The organism is Nonomuraea sp. NPDC049129, assembly GCF_040648495.1.
Classification (GTDB): Bacteria; Actinomycetota; Actinomycetes; order Streptosporangiales; family Streptosporangiaceae; genus Nonomuraea.
This window is the reverse complement of sequence record NZ_JBEZDU010000001.1, coordinates 95,737-114,072: the sequence shown is the minus strand read 5'-3', so window position 1 is coordinate 114,072 and position 18,336 is coordinate 95,737. Positions and strand designations below refer to the sequence as shown.

Here is an 18,336-nt window from a genome sequence, read left to right as displayed (position 1 = left end):
GAGGATCTCATGACCGTCGCACTCGCCACGAACGGCCGGCCCGGCGCCATCCAGCGTTTCGGTGAGCTCGCGCGGCAGCCGGCCCTCGTGGCCTCGTGGATCATCGTGCTGGTCGTGATCGGCTGGGCTGTCGTCCCTGGCCTGTTCACCTCGTACAGTCCCTATGACGGCGACCCCGCCGCGAGCTTCGCACCGCCGAGCGCGGAGCACTGGTTCGGCACCGACCGGCTGGGCCGGGACCTGTTCGCCCGCAGTGTGTACGGGGCGCATACGACCCTGACCGCGACCCTGCTGGCCGTCCTCATCGCCTTCGGCGTCGGCACGGCGGTCGGGCTGGTCGCGGGCTTCGCCAGAGGGGGTGTCGACACCGCCATCATGCGGGTGATCGACGTGTTCCTGGCGATCCCCAGCCTGCTGCTCGCGATGGTGGTGGTCTCGGTCCTGGGCTACTCCACTCAGAATATCGCCCTGGCGGTCGGCATCTCGTCCATCGCGTCGTTCGCGCGGGTGATGAGGGCGCAGGTGCTCGCGGTCGTGTCCCAGGACTACGTCAAGGCGGCGTACGGCCTCGGGGTCGGCCGGCTGGGCGTGATGCTCCGGCACGTCGTACCCAATGCGCTCAGCTCGGTGATCGCACTGGCGGCGCTCGAGGTCGGAACGGCCGTGCTCGCCGTCGCCTCGCTCGGCTTCCTCGGCTACGGCGCACCTCCGCCGCAGCCGGAATGGGGCCTGCTGGTGGCCGAGGGCCGCGACTACGTCGCGGTGCACCCATGGGCGTCGATCCTGCCCGGCGTGGCGCTCGCGATCGTCGTCATCGCCACCCACCGCATCAGCACCTCGTACCGGAAGGAACACCGCCGATGACCGATCCGTCCAAGGACCCGCTGCTGCGGATCACCGGCCTCGCGATCGACTATCGGACGGGGCACCGTCAGTGGACGCCCGCTGTCCGCGGCGCCGGCCTCCATGTGGAGCCGGGGGAGTTCGTCTCACTCGTGGGAGAGTCCGGCTCGGGCAAGACCACGCTGGTCCAGGGCGCGCTCGGCCTGCTGCCGGCCGCCGCGCGGATCCGCGCCGGCTCGATCGCCTACTCGGGCGTCGAGGTCACCGGCTGGAACGACCAGCGAATGGCGCGGGTGCGGGGCAACTATGTGGGCTTCATCCCCCAAGACCCCAACACCTCGCTCAACCCGGTCAAGAAGATCGGCAAGCAGGTGACCGAGGCGGTCCGGTTCAACCAGCGCGCGGCCGGGGACGCGGCTCAGCACGCGCTGGAAAGTCTGCGCACCGCGGGCCTCAAGGACGCCGAGCGGGTGTTCCACCAGTACCCTCACGAACTCAGCGGCGGCATGAAGCAGCGGGCGCTCATCGCGATCGCGCTGGCGGGCCAGCCGAAGATCATCGTGGCCGACGAGCCCACCAGCGCGCTCGACGTCACCGTCCAGAAGGTCATCCTTGACCACCTGGTACGGCTGCGCGAGGAGCTCGGCATCGGCATTCTCCTGGTCACCCATGATCTCGGCGTCGCGCTGGACCGCTCCGACCGGATCCTGGTCATGCGCGACGGCGAGATCGTGGAGGAGGGCCCGGTACACCAGGTGCTGGAGCACGCCACCGACGACTACACCCGCCGGCTGCTCGACGCGGCTCCCGCGCGGCACGCCGGTCGGCTGGAGCCGAGGTCAGGCCCGCGGCCGGTCCTCGACGCCGCGCCGGTGGCGCTGCGGGCACACGCGCTCACCAAGACCTACCACCTGCGCGGCCGGGGCGGGCGGCGTGAGCTGCGCGCACTGGACGGCGCCGACCTGGTCGTACGCAAGGGCACCACGCACGCCATCGTCGGCGAGTCGGGAGCGGGCAAGTCCACGCTGGCGAGCATCCTGGTCCGCTTCACCTCCGCCGACAGCGGCACAGTGCACGTCGGCGACCGGGAGCTGACCGGCCTGCGCCACAGGGAGCTGCGGGAGCTCCGCCGGGACCTGCAGTTCGTGTTCCAGAACCCGTTCACCTCGCTCGACCCGCGGTTCACGGTGGGCAAGATCATCGCAGAGCCGTTGCGCGCCTTCGGGCAGGAGCGGACGGCCCGGGTGGTGGAGCTGCTGAACGCGGTGGCACTGGACGAGAGCTATCTGGATCGGCTCCCGAGCCAGCTGTCCGGCGGTCAGCGGCAGCGGGTGGCGATCGCGCGGGCGCTCGCGCTCAACCCCGAGATCCTCGTACTCGACGAGGCGGTGAGCGCGCTCGACGTGTCGGTCCAGGCCCAGATCCTGCGGTTACTGGTCGATCTGCAGGCGGAGTTCGGGCTCAGCTACGTGTTCGTCACCCACGACCTCGGCGTCGTACGCCTCATCGCCGACGACGTCACGGTGATGAAGGACGGCGCCGTGGTCGAGACCGGTCCCGTCGAGCAGGTGTTCCACGCACCGCGGCACCCGTACACCCGGGAGCTGCTGGAGGCGATCCCGGGAGCCCGGCTCGCCCTCGCACATCAAGGCGCGCATCAAGTGGCGCATCAAGTCGCAGGTCAAGTCGCACGGTAGGTCGCACGTCAGGGAGAGATCGTGCTGCACATCAACGTCAACATCCTCAACGCGGGCGTCTTCGGCGGCTCGTGGCGGTTCCCGGGCACCGACGGCACCGCCAGCTACACGATCGAGCACTACACCTCGATCGCGCGGAAAGCCGAGGAGGCCAAGCTCGACGCGGTCTTCCTGGCGGACGGCCCGTCGCTCGACCCGAACATCAGACACCGCACTGCCAACAACCTGGAGCCTACGACGGTACTGGCGCGGATCGCCGCCCAGACCGAGCGAATCGGGCTGATCGGGACGTTGTCGTCGTCCTACAACGACCCGGTGGAGCTCGCGCGCCGGCTCGGCGACCTCGACCACATCAGCGGGGGCCGCTTCGGCTGGAACGTGGTGACCACCGCCGGGCCCGTGGCGGCGCGCAACTTCGGCCGGACCGGCGAGCCCGAGCAGGCGCTACGCTACCGCCGCGCCGCCGAGTTCACCGAGCAGGTCGTCACCGGCTGGGCGGGCCGGACCGAGCTCGTCTCCCCGCAGGGCAGACCGGTCGTGGTCCAGGCCGGTGGCTCCAGCGACGGCCGCCGGCTGGCCTCGCGGATCGGTGAGGTGATCTTCTCCGCCGACCAGGATCTCGACCACGCCCGCGCGTTCCGCACCGAGATCCGCGCCGGCGCGGCCGAGTTCGGGCGACGCCCTGACGAGATCGTCGTCCTGCCCGGACTGTCCACCGTCGTAGGCGGCACCGAGGCCGAGGCCAAGGCCCGGCGCGAACTGCTGGACGAGATCCTGCCCGACGCCTATGCCCGCGGCCGGCTGGCCGCCCAGCTCGGGATCTCCCTCGACGGGCTGCCCGATGACGAGCCGATCCCGGCCGAGCTCCTCGTCGATCCCGACGAGGCCGGTGGTTCACAGACCTTCTACCGGGTCGTCAAGGCGATCATCGACACGGAGCGGCCGACACTCGGTCAGTTGCTCAAGAAGCTGTCCGGCGGCGGTGGCCACCGGATCGTCGTGGGCACGCCGGAGCAGATCGCCGACGACATGGAGCGGTGGTACCGCGAGGGGGCCGCGGACGGCTTCAACGTGATGCCCGACGTGCTGCCGTCGGGGTTCGCCGACTTCGCCGAGCAGGTGCTTCCCGAGCTGCGGCGTCGTGGCCTGTTCCGGACCGAGTACGACGGGACGACCCTCCGCGACCACCTCGGGCTCGGCCTGCCCACGGCGCCGGCCGGGGCCTACCAGGGCCGTCCCCTTGAAGCGGCTCGCTGACCTGTTCCACAACCGAAGGTGATCTTTTCATGAGCACAACCATCCAACTCGCCCTCGCGGTCGGGGCACCGACCGGCCCGGCGCTGGTGTCACTCGCCGACGCCGTGGTCATCGCGGCGGTGGCCGAAGAGCTCGGGGTCGCGGCGATCCGGCTCGCCGACGGTTCAGCTGATGATGGGGCCACGGGTCGCACGCTCGACCCGACCGTGGTGGGCGCCTACCTCGCCGGCCTCCACAGTGGCATCGGTTATGTCGCCGATGTACCGACCAGCCACAACGCGCCGTACAACGCCGCGCGCAGGGTGCTCTCCCTCGACCGGGCCACCGGCGGCCGGGCCGGCGTCGCGCTGCGGGCGGGCGGGGGCGATGAGGTGAGTGAGGCGACCGCTCCTGACCCCGGCGCGTCCGACCCCGTCCGGCGCTGGAGGGAGTACGCCCACGTGCTGACCCGGTTGTGGGAGTCCTTCCCGCGTACAGCGCTGATCGGCGATCAGGAGGCCGGGATCGTGGTGCGGGATTCGCAGATCAAGCCGATCGGCCACGAGGGCGCCTTCTACCGGGTCGCCGGGCCGCTGGACGGGCCGTCGTCGGTGCAAGGACGCCCGGTCGTCGTCGCCGACCTGGGAGTTCTCGACGCGACGGCGGTCGCTGAGTCGGCAGACGTCGTCGTGGTGGATCGGGAGCGTGCCGCCGGTGCGGACGCCGCGCTGGCGAAGGCGTTGCGGGGAGCCGGCCGGTCCCGGGAGGACGTCGCACTGCTCGGCCGGGTCGAGGCAGCCCTGGACGACCCGGCCGACCTTCTCGCCTGGGCCGCGGAGCACCGGCTGGACGGATTCGAGCTGGTGCTCACAGGCGGCGCCGCGGCGGCGCTCACCACACTGCGGGCGCTGGTGCCGAGGCTGACGGCCGTCGGCTCCGCGCATCCCACATCCGCGCACTCCACCCTGCGGTCCGCACTGGGCCTGCCCGAGCTCGCGGCGGTGGCGGCATGACCGCCGAGCGCGCCGGCCTCGAAGGCGCCATCGTTCCGGGGCCGACCGTGCCGAACTCCATCGTGCCGAACTCCATCGTGCCGAACTCCATCGTGCCGGAGACTCCAGCAGGAGTCGGGTACACCGTCGAAGGCATTCGCGCGGCCGTCGCACCCATCCTGGGGCGCCTGCGCGCCGGAGCCCGTGCGCGGGAGCTCGCCCGCGACTACGCGTTCGACGACGTCCGGGCGCTCGCCGAGCACCGCATCACGCTGGTCGGCATCACCAGGGAGGACGGCGGCGCCGGCGGCTCGGTGCGAGACGTGATCGACCTGGTCATCGCCATCGCCCGGGCCGACTCCAACGTGGCGCAGGCGCTGCGCAGCAGCTTCCTCACCGCCAACCAGGTGGCGAGCCGGCGCGACCTGCCCCACCGGGCGCTGACCCTGCGGCGGCTGCGCGACGGCGACCTGTTCGCCGGCACCGCCAACGAGCGCACCGGCGGCGCCAACGGGTCCGTCAACACCACCATCCGGCGTGACGGTGATGGGTACGTCATCGACGGCGAGAAGTACTACTCGACGGGCGCTCTGTACGCCTCGTGGTTCTCGGGCCTGGCCCAGAAGGAGGACGGCACCGTGCTCGGCTTCACGGTGCCGGTGGATCGTCAGGGCGTACAGCGGCTCGACGACTTCGACGCGATCGGCCAGCGGCTGACCGCGAGCGGCACCACGCGGCTGGTCAACGTGCGCGTCCGCGAGAGTGAGGTCGTAGCCCGCGACAACTCCCTGCTGGACAACCCGTGGCTGGGCTCGTTCGCCCAGCTCTACCTGGCGGCGGTCGAGGCGGGCATCGCCGCCGCGGCGCTCGACGACGCGATCTGGTTCGCCCGTGAGAAGGCCCGGCCGATCAAGCACAGTACGGCGGACAGGAGCGTCGAGGACCCGTATGTGCGCGAGACCGTGGGAGAGATCGCCGCACGGGCCCAGGCCGCCCGGTCGGTGGTGCTGCTCGCCGCCGAAGCGCTGGAGAGCGTACGTGGCCTGACCGGCGCGCAAGCGCGTAGCGCCGGTGCGGAGGCCGCGGTCACCGTGGGGCAGACCGGTGTGATCGCCATCGAGTCCGCGCTGCGAGCCGCCGAACTGCTCTTCGACGTCGCGGGAGGCTCCATCACCAACCGCGAGCTCGGCTTCGATCGGCACTGGCGCAACGCTCGCACGGTCGCCAACCACAACCCCAGGCAGTGGAAGGCCGCGGTGGCGGGCGCTTATCACCTGACCGGCGAGGCTCCGCCCACGACCGGCCTCTTCTAGGACGCCCGGCCGAAGACCGGCAGCCTCTTCCAGAACCCCGACCGAAAGACCGGCCGCTCCTGGAGCAGCCGACTGAAAGGAATCCGATGACCGTCAAGGTCGACCGCATACTGGGCCGCACCGGTGTCCTGCTCAGTCCCCTCACCCTCGGCACCATGAACTTCGGCCGGTGGCAGGAGGAAGGCGAGAGCGTCAGGATCATCCACGCCGCCCTCGACGCCGGCATCACGGCCGTCGACACCGCCGACGTCTACGCCCAGGGCGTGTCGGAGGAGATCGTCGCCAAGGCGATCAAGGGCCGCCGTGACGACCTCTTCCTGGCCACCAAGTTCCACGGGCAGATCGGTGACAACCCCCAGCACGCCGGCAACTCCCGGCGCTGGATCATCCGCGCCGTGGAGGACAGCCTGCGCCGGCTCGGCACCGACCACCTCGACCTCTACCAGGCGCATCGTCCGGACCCGCACACTGATCTGCTGGAGACGCTGCGGACGCTCGACGATCTGATCCGCCAGGGCAAGATCCGCTACTACGGCACCTCGGTCTTCCCGGCCCACCAGCTCGTCGAGGCGCACTGGCTGGCCGAGAAGCACGGGTTGATCGCCCCGCACACCGAGCAACTGCCGTACTCCCTCCTGGTCCGCAGTGCCGAACGGGAGGTCTTTCCCGTCACACGGAAGTACGGCATCGGCGTGCTGAGCTACGGCCCGCTGGCCGCCGGTTGGCTGTCCGGAAAGTACCGCGTCGGCGGCGAGCAGCCGGAGTCGGCGCGCGCCGGGCTCATCCCCGGCCGGTTCGACATCGACCTCGACAGCAACGGGCGCAAGCTGGCCGCCGCCGACGCGCTGGCCCGGCTCGCGGAGGACAGCGGGCTGACGCTGGTCGACCTGGCCCTGGCGTTCGCGCTCAACCACCCCGCCGTCAGCAGCGTGATCATCGGCCCGCGCACGTTCGAGCACCTGGAGGGCTATCTCAAGGCGGCGACCGTCGAGCTCGGCGCGGACATCCTCGACCGCATCGACGAGATCGTCGACCCGGGCACCCATTTCGTCGAGCGCGACACCGGCCGTGACACTCCGTCACTCCAGCCGGCCGCGCTCCGCCGCGACCTCACGAAGAGCGTTCAGTCATGACCTACGGAACTTTTGAGCAGACCTACGCGGCGGCCGAAGATCGCTACAAGAACCTGGAGTATCGGCGGGCTGGAAACTCCGGTCTCGACCTGCCAGCCGTCTCCTTCGGCCTGTGGCAGAAGTTCGGCACCGACCACCCGTACGAGACCCAGCGCGAGATCGTGCTGCACGCCTTCGACCTGGGCATCACCCACTTCGACAACGCCGACCGGTACGGCCCTCCGCACCGCGCCGCGCAGCAGCTCTTCGGGAAGGTGCTCAAGCGCGACCTGGCCCCGTACCGGGACGAAATCCTTCTTTCCACCAAGGCCGGCAACCCCATCGGCCCCAGCCCGTACCACAAGGGCGGCTCGCGCAAGTCGCTGCTCACCTCGCTGGAGCACAGCCTGCGCGACCTCGGTACCGACTACGTCGACATCTTCTACAGCCACAGCCCCGACCTGACCACGCCGCTGGAGGAGACCGTCGGCGCTCTCGTCAGCGCGGTGCGGCAGGGCAAGGCGCTCTACGTGGGTCTGTCCAACTACGCACCCGAGCGGGCACACGAGGCGGCCGAGCTGCTGCGTCGGGAGGGGGTGCCGCTGCTGGCGCACCAGCCGCGGTATTCGATCTTCGACCGTCGGCCCGAGCTCAACGGCCTGCTCAAACTGGCCGCCGAGGACGGGTTCGGCCTGATCGTCTACTCGCCGCTGGCGCAGGGCCTGCTCACGAACAAGTACCTCGACGGCATCCCGGCCGGTGCTCGCGCCCAGAGCAGCACGTTCCTGTCGCCCGACGTCATCGACGACGTCTACCGGCAGCGGGTCACCGCGCTCAACCGGATCGCCGAACAACGCGGCCAGTCGCTGGCGCAACTCGCGCTGCAGTGGGTGCTGCGGCAGCCGCAGGTGACCTCGGCGCTCATCGGGGCCAGCTCGACGTGGCAGCTGGACCACAACGTCAAAGGGCTCGATTTCCCGCCCCTGACGGAGGAGGAGCTGACGCTGATCGACGAGCACGGCGTGCACGGAACCGGACTGAGGCTCTGAGATGACGAACTTTGAGATCAGCGACTTTGGGATCAGCGACTTTGGGATCAGCGACTTTGGGATCAGGGACTTTGGGATCAGGGACTTTGGGATCAGGGACTTTGGGGTCAAGGACTCCGAGACGACAGGGTCGATAGGGGCCGGCGTCGAGGACGGCCGACCGTTCCGCCTGGGCTTCCTGCTGCACCTCGACAGTGACCTGCCGCCGGCGCGGGCCTACCGGGAGGCGATCGACCTGTTCGTGGCCGCCGAAGAACTGGGCTACGACTCCGGCTGGGTCATCCACCGGCACTTCCGGCAGGGCAATGAGCACGTCTCCGCGCCGCTGGTCATGCTCGCCGCGATCGCCGAGCGCACCACCCGGATCCGGCTGGGGACCGGCGTGCTGGTGCTCCCGCTGGAGGATCCCCTCAAGGTCGCCGAGGACGCGGCCACGCTCGACGAGCTCAGCGGCGGCCGGCTCGAGCTCGGGGTGGGCTCGGGTCCCTTCCCGGGAGCGTGGGAGGCGTTCGGCAAGGACCTGGCCGACAGGCACCGGCTCTTCGACGCCTCGGTCGCGCGGCTCCACGAGGTGCTGGAGGGTGTCGCTCTCAACAGCCTCGGCGAGGCGCTCCACCCGCCCGGGGCCGGTGTGCGGCGACGGCTGTGGCAGGCGACCACCGGCGACCCGGAGCTGGCTCATGCGGCAGCGGCCGCCGCCGGTCGCGTCGGTGACGGGCTGCAGCTCTCCCGCGCCACCGGCTGGCGGGGCAGCACTGTACGCGAGGCACAGCGGCAGCAGGCCGAGTGGATCGCGGCCTACCGCGCGGCGGCCCGTCAGCCCCGGGTGCAGGTCTCCCGGGCCATCTATCCCCACCCCGACCGAGCGGAGGCCATCCGGCTGGTCACGCCCGGGGCTCGCCGCTGGCAGAGCTGGCTGTCCTCTCGGCGCGACGTCGCGGGCCTCAGCGTCGAGGAGTACCTGGAGGCCGACCGCGCCCTGCTCGGCCCATCGCAGGAGCTGGCCGCCGAGCTGGCGGACGATCCCGCACTGCGGCAGATCACCGACCTGCTGGTGAGCTTCGCCCCCGGCGTGCCTGACTTCGACGAGCATGTCCGGCTGCTCGCCGCCGGCGCTCAGGAGCTGGCACCCCTGCTCGGCTGGCGGCCCGCGCCATCTCGAAGGACCTCATCGGGCCCGCTGAACGGTGTGGCTTAGCGGCAATGTTGGTAGGAATTTAATGAAATGCCGGCCTGTTGACGCAGCGGCGCGATCGACCCTGGAGGCTTATCCATGAGCGGCCCCACACAGCACACTCCGGCCTACGCCACCCCTGCGGACGTCCAGGTCCATGGCCCCTACGGTCCCGGCCGCCTCGACGCCGCCCCCAAGGGCGTTCGCGCGCTCTACCCCTTCCACGGGCGCATCACCGCCGACGGATCCAGCGGCTACCCGGCAGCGCCCGGCCGCTACCACATCTACAACGCGTGGCACTGCCCCTGGGCGCACCGCTCCGCCATCGTCCGCAAGCTCGCGGGGCTTGAGGACGTAGTGTCGCTGTCGTACGTCGACGACGAGCGCGACGCCCGCGGCTGGGCCTTTCGGGAGCGCCGCGGCCCCGACCCCGTCAATGGCTTCACGCTGCTCGCCCAGGCGTATGAGGCGAGCGAGCCCGGCTTCGCCGGCCACATCTCGGTCCCTACTCTCTGGGACCGCGTGACCGGCCGAATCGTCAGCAACCACTACCCCGACATCACCCTCGACCTGGCCACGGAGTTCGAGGAATGGGCCGATCCATCTGTCCGGCTCTACCCCGCCGAGTCCCGCGCCGAGATCGACGAGCTCAACGAGCAGATCCTGCGCGACGTCAACACCGCGGCCCCCAAGATCGCGGGGGCGGCCACGCAGGAGACCTACGAGCAGCTACGCGGTGAGACCGTCGCCGCCCTCGAACGCCTCGACGAGCGCCTGGCCGACCGCCGCTTCCTTCTCGGTGACGCCATCACCGAGGCCGATGTACGGCTGTGGGTCACCCTGGCCCGATTCGACCTCGCCGACAACCCCGCCGCCCGCATCAGCGAGCGCGGGCTGACCGACTTCACCCACCTGTGGGCCTACGCCCGCGACCTCTACCAGCACCCCGCCTTCCGCGACACCACCGACTTCGCCACCTACCGCCATAGCGCCTTCGCTCGCGCGGAGGGCGTCAAGCGCATAGACGTGGAGCCGTTCCAGGGCGCCTGGGACTCACCCCACGGCAGGGAGAGCCTCGATGTCCAGCGCCGTTTGACGGGCATGGGCCTTGGCCGAAAGGAGCCCGAGAGCCCGGTTACAGCGCTGGGTCATTGACCGTGCGGAAGGTTACTGACACGCGTCGCGTGCGTGGCATGCGGCCTGCCGCAGTGGGGTCGCTCTTGCGTGCGGCAATGCTGTGACGCCAGGTGTATCGGGCAGGTCCTGACATGACGCACAGGCTGCCGGGGGCGAGAGATATCGCCGCCTTCGTGCCGTCCGCAGGATGGGTGAAGTCCATGACACAAGCGGAGCCCAGAGAGATCGCGGCGACGACCGGGCCAAAGCAGGGCACGCAGTCGACGTGTGGGCTGATGCCCTGTCCCGGCTGATACTCGTTGATGATCACTTGGTTCGCTTCGCTTTCCATGATTCCTTCGCGGACCAGGCGCATGGCCTGCTGTTGTGCCCATGCCGGAATCGGTGGAGCGGCGGGAACAAGGGGATTCCTCGCCACACTTCGACGGCCGTAGTCGTAGCGATGGCCGTAGTGTTGCACTCGTCGTCGCAGTTGTGCCGACCACTCGGCGGCGTCGATGAATGAAAGCAACGACGCGCAGGCGTCGGGAGTAAGCCAGTCGGCGATGTAGCGCAATCCCGGCACCATCTCATCGCGAGATGCCGGCGGGAGGCCGTCACCAGCGTCAAAGGACAGTTGTTCTAAAGACTCCGGCATGCCGAAAACAGTAGCCAGCACGACTGTCAGACTGTGCTGTTTTGCGGCGTTCGTATCAGGCCAAGCCTCACTGCGGGCCGCGGTCCATGGCGGGCCGCCAGCCGAGTTCGGGGCCCAGCTTCGTGGCCATGTCGGTGAGGATCTGCACGTAATCGTCGTGCTCGAAGGTGAACGGCAGCGCGAACGCCACCTCGTCGATCTCCCGGAAGGCGGCGTGCGCGTACAGCCGCTCGGCGATCTCGGCGGAACTGCCCACGAGGTCGGGTGCGAACATCATGCGGGCCGGTCCCTGCGGCGTGGTGGTGCGGGGCGTGCGCTTGTCGGCGTACGCCTGATACCTGGCTCGCTGCTCCGGCGTGGCCGTGTCCGTGGGGATGACGACCAGGCCCTGGGAGACGCGGGCCCGCTCGCCCTCGGGGTGCCGCGCGCGGAACGCCCGTACGTGGGAGAGCTGGATCTCGGCGAAGTCCGCCGACTCCTCCGCCTTGACGACGCTGCTGGTCAGGAAGTTCATGGCGTGCTCGCCCGCCCAGGCGGCCGAGCGGAGGCTGGCGCCGCCGTACCACATGCGGGCGCCCAGGCCGGGCGCGTGGGGCTGGACCCGATCGGAGAAGACCTCGAAGCCCTCGACGCCGCTGAAGTCGGTGGCCGGCTCGCCGCGGACGAAGGACAGCAGCCGCCGCACCCGTTCGTAACTGAAGTCCTCCTGGTCGGCGGTGCCGGGATGGAGCGCGTCCTTGACCTGGTCGTAGTGGAGCGGCGGGCCGACGCTGACGCCCGGGTTGAGCCGGCCGCCGGACAGGATGTCCACCGTGGCCAGGTCTTCGGCGAGCCGCAGCGGGTTCTCCCAGCCGAGGGGGATGACCGCGGTGCCCAGCTCGATGCGGGTGGTGCGCTGGGAGGCCGCCGCCAGGACGGCGACGGGGGAGGAGATGCCGTACTGGAGGTGACGGTGGCGCACCCACGCGCTGTCGAAGCCCAGCCGCTCGCCCAGCTCGATGATCCGCAGCGTCGACTCGTGGCCGGGGCGCGGGTCGTCACCGTCGAACAGCCCGATCGTCAGGAAACCCAGCTTGCGCAGCGGTTGCGTGGGTAGCGGCACGGTGGTTCCTCCTCCTCGTCATTCCTGGCAGCGGAGAATAGTCGCGGGCTCAGCGCGTCCGCGTCACCGGGTCGCCGATCGCGGGCCGCTCCGGGCGAGGTCAGAGGCCCGCGTCCACCTTGACCGTGGCGTCATTCGGCACCTTGACCAGGGGCTTGGGCACGTTCCTGACCAGGTTTCCGGTGGAGGCGACGGTCAGTGACGCGCCGCTCTTCTTCTCGTAGGCGCTGCCTCGCGCCGGCCTGCCCGCCGCCTCGGGCCGGCCGAGATCGTAGGCTGGGCCGTTGTGGGAGATGGTCGGCCGGGGTGGCGAGATGTGCTGCTGCCGGGGATCCTGGCCGTCGCGCTGATAGCGCTGACGGTGTCGCATCGCTTACCGGCGGCGCTCACGTGGGTGGCTGAGCCGGGGTCGCCGCTCGCGGCGGACAGTCCTCTCGCGACCACGTACGCGATGCTGGGCTCGGGAGCCGCCTGCGTCGCCCTCGTCTTTCGCCGGATCACGCCGGTGTGGGCCTTCGGGGGCACGCTCGCGGCAGCGGTATTGAGCATCAGCGCAGGTGGCGGTGGCGTCCTGTCAGGGATGGTCACCGTGATGGTGGCGCTCTACGCGCTGTCCCTGCATCGCACGGCTGGTGTCGCCGCGGTCGGAGCCTGCGCCGTAACGCTGGTCGGTGCCGCGCTGACGCTCGCTGCCGGCGCAGGGGCGAAGATCGTTGCCGGGGTCGCGTTCCAGGCGGCCGCCATGGCGGCGGTGGTCTGGGTCATGGGGAGGTCTCGACGGCGGAGGGGAGCCGGCCGATCGGCTGTCTCGGCCTACCACGCGGGCTCGGCGTCGGTGCCTCGCCTCGCCGCCGATGCGGAACGGCGGCGGCTGATCGCGGAATTGCATGACGTGGCCGCGCATCGGCTCACCGGCATCGTGGTGTCGGCCGCCACCGCCACGCGGCTCACCGATCCCGAACTCGCCGCCGCCGCCACCCGGCACGCCGCCGAGGCCGGGCGCCAGGCTGTGATGGAGCTGGACCGTCTCGCCGGGACCGGGCATCGGGCCGCGACGGAGCTCGATCGCCTTGGCGAGGCCGTCGAACCCATGGCTGCCGTCGAACCCATGACCATGGAGGACATCGACGTACTCGTCGCCGAGCACATCGGCCTCGACTATCGGCGCACCGCCGTTGGCGCGCCTCCGGAAGTCATCTCCATCGCCTACCGGGTGGTCCGCGAGGCGCTGACGAACGCGACCCGATATGCCGCGGGTGCTTCCCGGGTTCGGCTCGACATCCTGGCCGGACACCTGGTCGTCACGGTCACCGACGAGGGTGGTGACGCGGCGGCCTCGGACCTCGGGACGGGCAACGGGCTGGCCGGACTGCGCTCCGCCGTGCATTCCGTCGGCGGCACGTTCTCGGCAGGGCTCAAGGACAGCGGCTGGGAGGTGCGGGCCGATGTACCCCTGGACCCGTCTGTTCCTACGCGACGAGTGAGCTATGTGCGACCACGGCTGAGACGTCGCATGAAGGCGGCGGCAGATGCGGCGACAGATGAGCCGGTCATGGCCAGGGCGAGGCGGATGGCCGATTGGCGGGGGCCCAGGGCGCTCGACGGAGCGCTGGTCGTCCTGGCGATCGCGCTGACGCTGGGCGCGAACCTGCTGCCCGGCGATGACCTCGACCCCTTCGCCACGCCCCTCCCCGGCCTGCTGCTGGCGCTGCTGTTCGCCCTGCACGCGCTGCCCCTGGGGTGGAGGACGAACGCGTCCCGCCGCGGCCTGGCGGTCACGCTGGCCTCCGTCCTGGTCTGGCTGTGTCTCGACCTGGCAGGGTGGGCGGGGCCGCCGGTCAGCGACATGTTCCTGTGGTGCTGCTGGATGGAGCTGGCGCTGCTGTACGCGATCGGCGCCCGTACACAGTCCCGGGACTGGCCCGCGCCGATCGTGATGGCCGGGGTCGGCGGCTTGGCACTCGTCAGCGGGGACGGCATCACGGGCGATCGGCCGGCCGCGTGGCTGGTGCTGACTGCCATGCTGGCCGTACCGGCTGTGGCGGCCTGGGGCTTGGGGAGGTTCGTCGCGGCGCGCCGCAGACGGCGCGGGACGGCGGTCACGCGGGAGCGGGACCTGCTCGAACGCGTGGCGGCCGTGGCGGCGGCGGCCGAGCGGCGGCGAATCGTCGGTGGGTTGCGTAGTACGGCACGTCGGCACGCGCAGCGGGTGGTCGACGGAGCCGAGGCGGGGCGGTTGGACGTCGTGCTCGCCGAAGCCCGAGCCGGATTGACCGCTCTGCGGGAGCTCATGGAGCAGGAGCGGGACGATGGCGGCGAGCCGCCGCACACGGTGAGCGGCATCGCCGTCCTGACCGCGCGACGCGGTGGCGCGGCCCGCTACGTCGGGCTCCGCAGGCCGCTGCATCCGGCCGTCGAGGTCACCGCCTATCAGGTCGCGAGGGAACTGCTCGCCGAGGGCGCGGCCGTCGCCGTGACCTTCCTCGACGGGGGCGTCACGGTGTCCGGTCAGTCACCGACGAGCGGGGGGCGACTGCGCGCGCTGGTCGACGCCGCGGACGGTACGCTCATCGTCGCCGACGACGGCTCGGCACGAGTGTGGCTGCCGGAGGTGTCCCCCACATGATCAGAGTGGTGGTCGCCGACGACCAGGCCGTGGTCCGGGCGGGGATCAGCGCCTTCCTGGACGCCGAGCCAGACCTGACCGTGGTCGGCCAGGCGGCCGACGGGGAAGCGGCCGTGGCCCTCGTGACCTCGCTCCGACCCGACGTCGCTCTCATGGACATCCGGATGCCGGGCATGAACGGACTGGCCGCCACCACCAGGATCACCGCCGAGGTCCCGGCGACGCGGGTCGTCGTCCTGACCACGTTCAATCTCGACGACTATGTGTTCGCGGCCTTGCGCGCCGGTGCCGCCGGATTCCTGCTGAAGGACACCGACCCCGAGCGGGTGATCGACGCGGTACGCGTGGCCGCGGGAGGCGACGCGCTGCTGGATCCGGTCGTGACCCGGCGGCTGATCGACCATTTCGCCACCAGCCCGGGTCCGGCCGACGCCGGGCGGCTGTCCGTTCTCACCCCCCGCGAGACGGAGGTGCTCCTGCGGGTGGCGCGCGGCCTGACCAACGCCGAAGTCGCGCTCGCGCTCGGCCTCAGCCCCGCGACCGTGAAGGACCACGTCGCCGCCGTACTCGGCAAGCTCGGCGTGCGCGACCGGGTTCAGGCCACGATCGTGGCCTACGAGACGGGCCTGGTACGGCCGGGGGTCGTCTGACCCGGGAGGCGGGTCCCACTACGGCCGGGAGCCGTCTGAACCACCTGCTCGGAAGCCTGGGCGGCATCCGCCGGGAAGCGGGGTCGGCATCCGCCGGGAAGCGGGGTTCCGGCAGGTGAAAAACGGTTCTGAAGGGCCAGGGAGCGGCCTCTTCCCGCTCCTAGCGTGATCTCCATGGCACGAACCTTTCCGCGCCGCCTCCTCGGAGGCGCTCTCCTCTTGGCCGCTCTTGTGGTGGCGCCGCCCGCCGGGGCCGCCAGCTTCCTCGCCACCGCCGCCATAAGCGCACATATCCCGATACTTGCGGCCGCTGGGCTGGTGACGATGGCCGGCACCGGTTTCCTGCTCGCCGCTCCGGCGTTCAAGCTGCTCGGCGTGCGCCGGAGCCGGATGGTCGCGCTGCCGGCCGCCATCGGCTTGACGGCCGTCATCGCCGGGCTCGCGGCGGCCACCGTCTTCCGGCCAGGCCCGGTCCCGAGCACCGCCCCGGCTCCCGGAGGCGTCCGTTTCTGGGATCTGCCGACCGGGTCCAGGATCGCGTACGTCCACGCCGCCGCGGCCGGCAAGCCCCGCCCGACACCAGTGATCTTCCTCCACGGCGGCCCAGGTACGCCAGGAGAGGGGATACCGGTGGGCGGCGAGGCCCTGGCCGCGGCGGGTTTCGACGTGTACGCCTACGACCAGGTCGGCGCGGGACGCTCCACCAGGCTGGACGACGTCACGGGCTACACCGTCGCCCGGCACGTCGCCGATCTCGAAGCGATCCGCCGCGTCATCGGCGCGGACAAGGTCATCATCGTCGGCCAGTCGTGGGGCGGGTCGCTCGCGGCCCAATACCTGGCCGCTCATCCCGGTAACGTCGCCAAGGTGGTCTTCACCTCGCCGGGCACGCTCTGGCCGGGCGCGAACCCCGACCGCGATCTCTCGCAGCTGCTCACTCCGGCGCAGCGGGAACGCCACGACGAACTGACCGAATCACCCCGGATGCTCACCACGTTCCTCCTGCTGGGCATCAACCCCGAGGCCGCGCACGCCCTGCTCGGCGATCGGGAGGCGGACGAGCGCTTCCACGAGCTCGCTCTGGTGAGCAAGGACACCGGCTCGTGCCCCGGCACTCCCTCACGCGAGCCCCATCACAACCGCCAGGGCTTCTACGTCAACCAGGTCACCAGCGACGACTTCCGCCAGGTCCCCGACCCCCGGCCCAAGCTTCGGCGGATCGGGACGAAGGCGCTGATCATGCGTGGTAGCTGCGACTTCATTCCCTGGGAGAGCACGTACGAGTATCGGCGTACGCTGCCTGGCTCGACGCTCGTGCCCATCGCGGGGGCGGGACACGCCATCGCGGGCGACCAGCCCGCCGCCTACACCAGGCTTCTCCAGGCCTTCCTCACCGACCGGCCCCTGCCCCTGCCCGCCCACGACTCGGCCGACCCACCCCGCTGACCGGGCGCGGCGGCGTTACCGGCCTTCGTGGCGAGCCTGCCTGCGGTGTCTCAGCCAGAAGACGAGCAGCAGCAGGGCGACCGCCGACGGGCCGGCGAGTGCGAGATGGCCGGTGATGCGGTGGATGACCTCCGGAGCCAGGAAGCGGCTCAGGCTCACGAGCGTCGCCGCCCACGCTGCGGCGGCCGGCAGACTCGCGCATGCGAAGGCCCGGTACGACATGCCGGACCATCCCGCGAGACGGGGAACCAGCGTGCGGGCGCTGCCCAGCCATTGACCGGCCAGGACGGCCCAGACCCCACGCCGCACCAGCAGGCGGCGGCCGTGCTCCCAGAATCCCGCCAGAGCGTCAAGCCGCCTTGGGGCCAGGCCGTTGCGCCGCCTTCCCAAGATGCGCCGCCCTCCTAGGGCGCGCTCCCGTCCTAAGGCGCGGCGCCGTCCCATGAGGAAGGACAGTTGCGTACCGGTGATCGCCGCGAACGCCGCCACCGCGACCGTCGTGCCCAGCGGCACCACACCCAGATGAGAGAGATAGCCGAGGGCCACGAGCACGCTCGTCCCCGGAAGGAAGACCCCGATCAGCAGGCCGGCCTCAGCCACGATGAGCAGCCAGCCGACGATGAGCACCAGCGGCGGTGAAAGCTGCCCCAGCAGCTCAGACATCGAGGACCGGCCGCCGGCACACGTACGTCAATCCGGGCGGGAGGTTGCGCCAGACCGGCCCGGTGGTCAAGACCTCCTCGAAGGCGGACCGGAGCCGCCGCCGGAACGCCCTGGACCTCGGGAGCGGCATGGCGTACAGGTAGGTCACCGTGGTGAAGGCGGCGCCCGGAGCCAGCACGCGACCGATCTCGTGCAGGATGCGCGCCTGGCGGTGACCCGGGAACAGTGACCACGGGAGCGTGCTGACCACCGCGTCGACCCGCGTCACGCCGGCCGCCGCCAGAAGGGCGCCCAGCTCCACCGCGTCGCCGTGGATCACCTCCAGCCATGGCTTGGCGCGGCGCAGGTGGGCGACCATTGAGGGCTCGACGTCGATCGCGAGCTGGCGTGCGCCGGGCGGCAGCCTGCGCCGGATGGCCTCGCTGATCGACCCCGTACCCGGGCCGAGCTCCACCACGACCGGGGTCCCCGAGGCCGGCACCACCGCCGTGAGCGCCCGCGCGAGCGACGGCGAACTCGGCGCCACGGCGCCCACCACACCCTGGTTGCGCACGGCCACCGACATGAAGGCCCGCAGGTCGGCGGCCCCGTTGGTAGCTCTTGCCGGCCGCAAGGCAGCTGTCTCGTTCATGGAGCAATGACAGCGGTGGCGACGCCGA

At 70.9% G+C, this 18,336-nt stretch carries 17 protein-coding genes; 12 read left to right on the top strand and 5 right to left on the bottom strand.

The genetic code is table 11. The features are described 5' to 3' along the window. The first annotated feature begins 9 nt into the window (after positions 1–9). The 9 genes from AB0B64_RS00505 (at position 10) to AB0B64_RS00465 (ending at position 10,571) form a co-directional block, all read left to right on the top strand. Positions 10–864 (top strand): ABC transporter permease, encoded by an 855-nt coding sequence (locus AB0B64_RS00505; RefSeq protein ID WP_357952432.1) that lies wholly within the window; start codon positions 10–12, stop codon positions 862–864. Continuing rightward, complete coding sequence (locus tag AB0B64_RS00500; RefSeq protein ID WP_358173434.1) at positions 861–2,540, top strand: ABC transporter ATP-binding protein; 1,680 nt, start codon at positions 861–863, stop codon at positions 2,538–2,540. The genes AB0B64_RS00505 and AB0B64_RS00500 overlap by 4 nt, the downstream gene beginning before the upstream one ends. A gap of 21 nt (positions 2,541–2,561) precedes the next feature. After that, entirely contained in the window at positions 2,562–3,797 is a 1,236-nt protein-coding gene (locus tag AB0B64_RS00495; RefSeq protein WP_358173431.1) for an LLM class flavin-dependent oxidoreductase, read from the top strand. A 29-nt stretch (positions 3,798–3,826) separates the two neighbouring features. Beyond that, positions 3,827–4,789 (top strand): LLM class flavin-dependent oxidoreductase, encoded by a 963-nt coding sequence (locus tag AB0B64_RS00490; protein ID WP_357952436.1) that lies wholly within the window; start codon positions 3,827–3,829, stop codon positions 4,787–4,789. Further along, a complete protein-coding gene (locus AB0B64_RS00485) occupies positions 4,786–6,081 on the top strand; it encodes an acyl-CoA dehydrogenase family protein (protein ID WP_357952437.1) in 1,296 nt (431 codons plus the stop codon). Before AB0B64_RS00490 ends, AB0B64_RS00485 begins: the two co-directional genes overlap by 4 nt. Before the next feature lie 86 nt (positions 6,082–6,167). Continuing rightward, positions 6,168–7,214: an aldo/keto reductase gene (locus AB0B64_RS00480; RefSeq protein ID WP_357952438.1), complete on the top strand. Its 1,047-nt coding sequence runs from the start codon at positions 6,168–6,170 to the stop codon at positions 7,212–7,214. Further along, positions 7,211–8,242: an aldo/keto reductase gene (locus AB0B64_RS00475; RefSeq protein ID WP_357952439.1), complete on the top strand. Its 1,032-nt coding sequence runs from the start codon at positions 7,211–7,213 to the stop codon at positions 8,240–8,242. The genes AB0B64_RS00480 and AB0B64_RS00475 overlap by 4 nt, the downstream gene beginning before the upstream one ends. A 1-nt stretch (position 8,243) precedes the next feature. Continuing rightward, entirely contained in the window at positions 8,244–9,440 is a 1,197-nt protein-coding gene (locus AB0B64_RS00470) for an LLM class flavin-dependent oxidoreductase (RefSeq protein WP_358173427.1), read from the top strand. Between the two features lie 75 nt (positions 9,441–9,515). After that, positions 9,516–10,571, top strand: coding sequence for a glutathione S-transferase C-terminal domain-containing protein (locus AB0B64_RS00465; protein ID WP_358173424.1), 1,056 nt, complete (start codon positions 9,516–9,518; stop codon positions 10,569–10,571). On the opposite strand, the gene AB0B64_RS00460 is transcribed toward AB0B64_RS00465, so the two are convergent. From AB0B64_RS00460 to AB0B64_RS00450, 3 genes are all read right to left on the bottom strand, one after another. After that, positions 10,552–11,211 (bottom strand): alpha-ketoglutarate-dependent dioxygenase AlkB, encoded by a 660-nt coding sequence (locus tag AB0B64_RS00460; RefSeq protein ID WP_357952442.1) that lies wholly within the window; start codon positions 11,209–11,211, stop codon positions 10,552–10,554. The two genes, AB0B64_RS00465 and AB0B64_RS00460, sit on opposite strands and share 20 nt — an antisense overlap. A 46-nt stretch (positions 11,212–11,257) precedes the next feature. After that, on the bottom strand, positions 11,258–12,292 hold the full coding sequence (locus tag AB0B64_RS00455; RefSeq protein ID WP_357952443.1) for an LLM class flavin-dependent oxidoreductase: 1,035 nt from the start codon (positions 12,290–12,292) through the stop codon (positions 11,258–11,260). Between the two features lie 100 nt (positions 12,293–12,392). After that, positions 12,393–12,662: a hypothetical protein gene (locus AB0B64_RS00450; RefSeq protein ID WP_358173422.1), complete on the bottom strand. Its 270-nt coding sequence runs from the start codon at positions 12,660–12,662 to the stop codon at positions 12,393–12,395. Positions 12,663–12,686: 24 nt separating this feature from the next. On the opposite strand from AB0B64_RS00450, the gene AB0B64_RS00445 reads away from it, so the two are divergent. The 3 genes from AB0B64_RS00445 (at position 12,687) to AB0B64_RS00435 (ending at position 17,014) form a co-directional block, all read left to right on the top strand. Beyond that, positions 12,687–14,918, top strand: a complete 2,232-nt coding sequence (locus AB0B64_RS00445; RefSeq protein WP_358173419.1) for a histidine kinase — start codon at positions 12,687–12,689, stop codon at positions 14,916–14,918. Continuing rightward, positions 14,915–15,568 (top strand): response regulator transcription factor, encoded by a 654-nt coding sequence (locus AB0B64_RS00440; protein WP_358173416.1) that lies wholly within the window; start codon positions 14,915–14,917, stop codon positions 15,566–15,568. Before AB0B64_RS00445 ends, AB0B64_RS00440 begins: the two co-directional genes overlap by 4 nt. Before the next feature lie 174 nt (positions 15,569–15,742). Next, positions 15,743–17,014: an alpha/beta hydrolase gene (locus tag AB0B64_RS00435; protein WP_358173413.1), complete on the top strand. Its 1,272-nt coding sequence runs from the start codon at positions 15,743–15,745 to the stop codon at positions 17,012–17,014. Between the two features lie 15 nt (positions 17,015–17,029). Here the strand turns inward: AB0B64_RS00435 and AB0B64_RS00430 are convergent, their stop codons facing one another. Both AB0B64_RS00430 and AB0B64_RS00425 read right to left on the bottom strand, forming a co-directional pair. Further along, a complete protein-coding gene (locus AB0B64_RS00430; RefSeq protein ID WP_358173411.1) occupies positions 17,030–17,677 on the bottom strand; it encodes a VTT domain-containing protein in 648 nt (215 codons plus the stop codon). Further along, positions 17,670–18,308 (bottom strand): methyltransferase domain-containing protein, encoded by a 639-nt coding sequence (locus tag AB0B64_RS00425; protein WP_357952449.1) that lies wholly within the window; start codon positions 18,306–18,308, stop codon positions 17,670–17,672. The genes AB0B64_RS00430 and AB0B64_RS00425 overlap by 8 nt, the downstream gene beginning before the upstream one ends. Positions 18,309–18,336 lie beyond the last annotated feature (28 nt).

Excerpts from the sequence above, each read along its gene's own strand:
- AB0B64_RS00505 (WP_357952432.1), top strand. The coding sequence starts at position 10 with ATGACCGTCGCACTCGCCACGAACGGCCGGCCCGGCGCCATCCAGCGT.
- AB0B64_RS00500 (WP_358173434.1), top strand. The coding sequence starts at position 861 with ATGACCGATCCGTCCAAGGACCCGCTGCTGCGGATCACCGGCCTCGCG.
- AB0B64_RS00490 (WP_357952436.1), top strand. The coding sequence starts at position 3,827 with ATGAGCACAACCATCCAACTCGCCCTCGCGGTCGGGGCACCGACCGGC.
- AB0B64_RS00485 (WP_357952437.1), top strand. The coding sequence starts at position 4,786 with ATGACCGCCGAGCGCGCCGGCCTCGAAGGCGCCATCGTTCCGGGGCCG.
- AB0B64_RS00480 (WP_357952438.1), top strand. The coding sequence starts at position 6,168 with ATGACCGTCAAGGTCGACCGCATACTGGGCCGCACCGGTGTCCTGCTC.
- AB0B64_RS00475 (WP_357952439.1), top strand. The coding sequence starts at position 7,211 with ATGACCTACGGAACTTTTGAGCAGACCTACGCGGCGGCCGAAGATCGC.
- AB0B64_RS00470 (WP_358173427.1), top strand. The coding sequence starts at position 8,244 with ATGACGAACTTTGAGATCAGCGACTTTGGGATCAGCGACTTTGGGATC.
- AB0B64_RS00465 (WP_358173424.1), top strand. The coding sequence starts at position 9,516 with ATGAGCGGCCCCACACAGCACACTCCGGCCTACGCCACCCCTGCGGAC.
- AB0B64_RS00450 (WP_358173422.1), bottom strand. The coding sequence starts at position 12,662 with ATGCGACACCGTCAGCGCTATCAGCGCGACGGCCAGGATCCCCGGCAG.
- AB0B64_RS00440 (WP_358173416.1), top strand. The coding sequence starts at position 14,915 with ATGATCAGAGTGGTGGTCGCCGACGACCAGGCCGTGGTCCGGGCGGGG.
- AB0B64_RS00435 (WP_358173413.1), top strand. The coding sequence starts at position 15,743 with ATGGCACGAACCTTTCCGCGCCGCCTCCTCGGAGGCGCTCTCCTCTTG.
- AB0B64_RS00430 (WP_358173411.1), bottom strand. The coding sequence starts at position 17,677 with ATGTCTGAGCTGCTGGGGCAGCTTTCACCGCCGCTGGTGCTCATCGTC.
- AB0B64_RS00425 (WP_357952449.1), bottom strand. The coding sequence starts at position 18,308 with ATGAACGAGACAGCTGCCTTGCGGCCGGCAAGAGCTACCAACGGGGCC.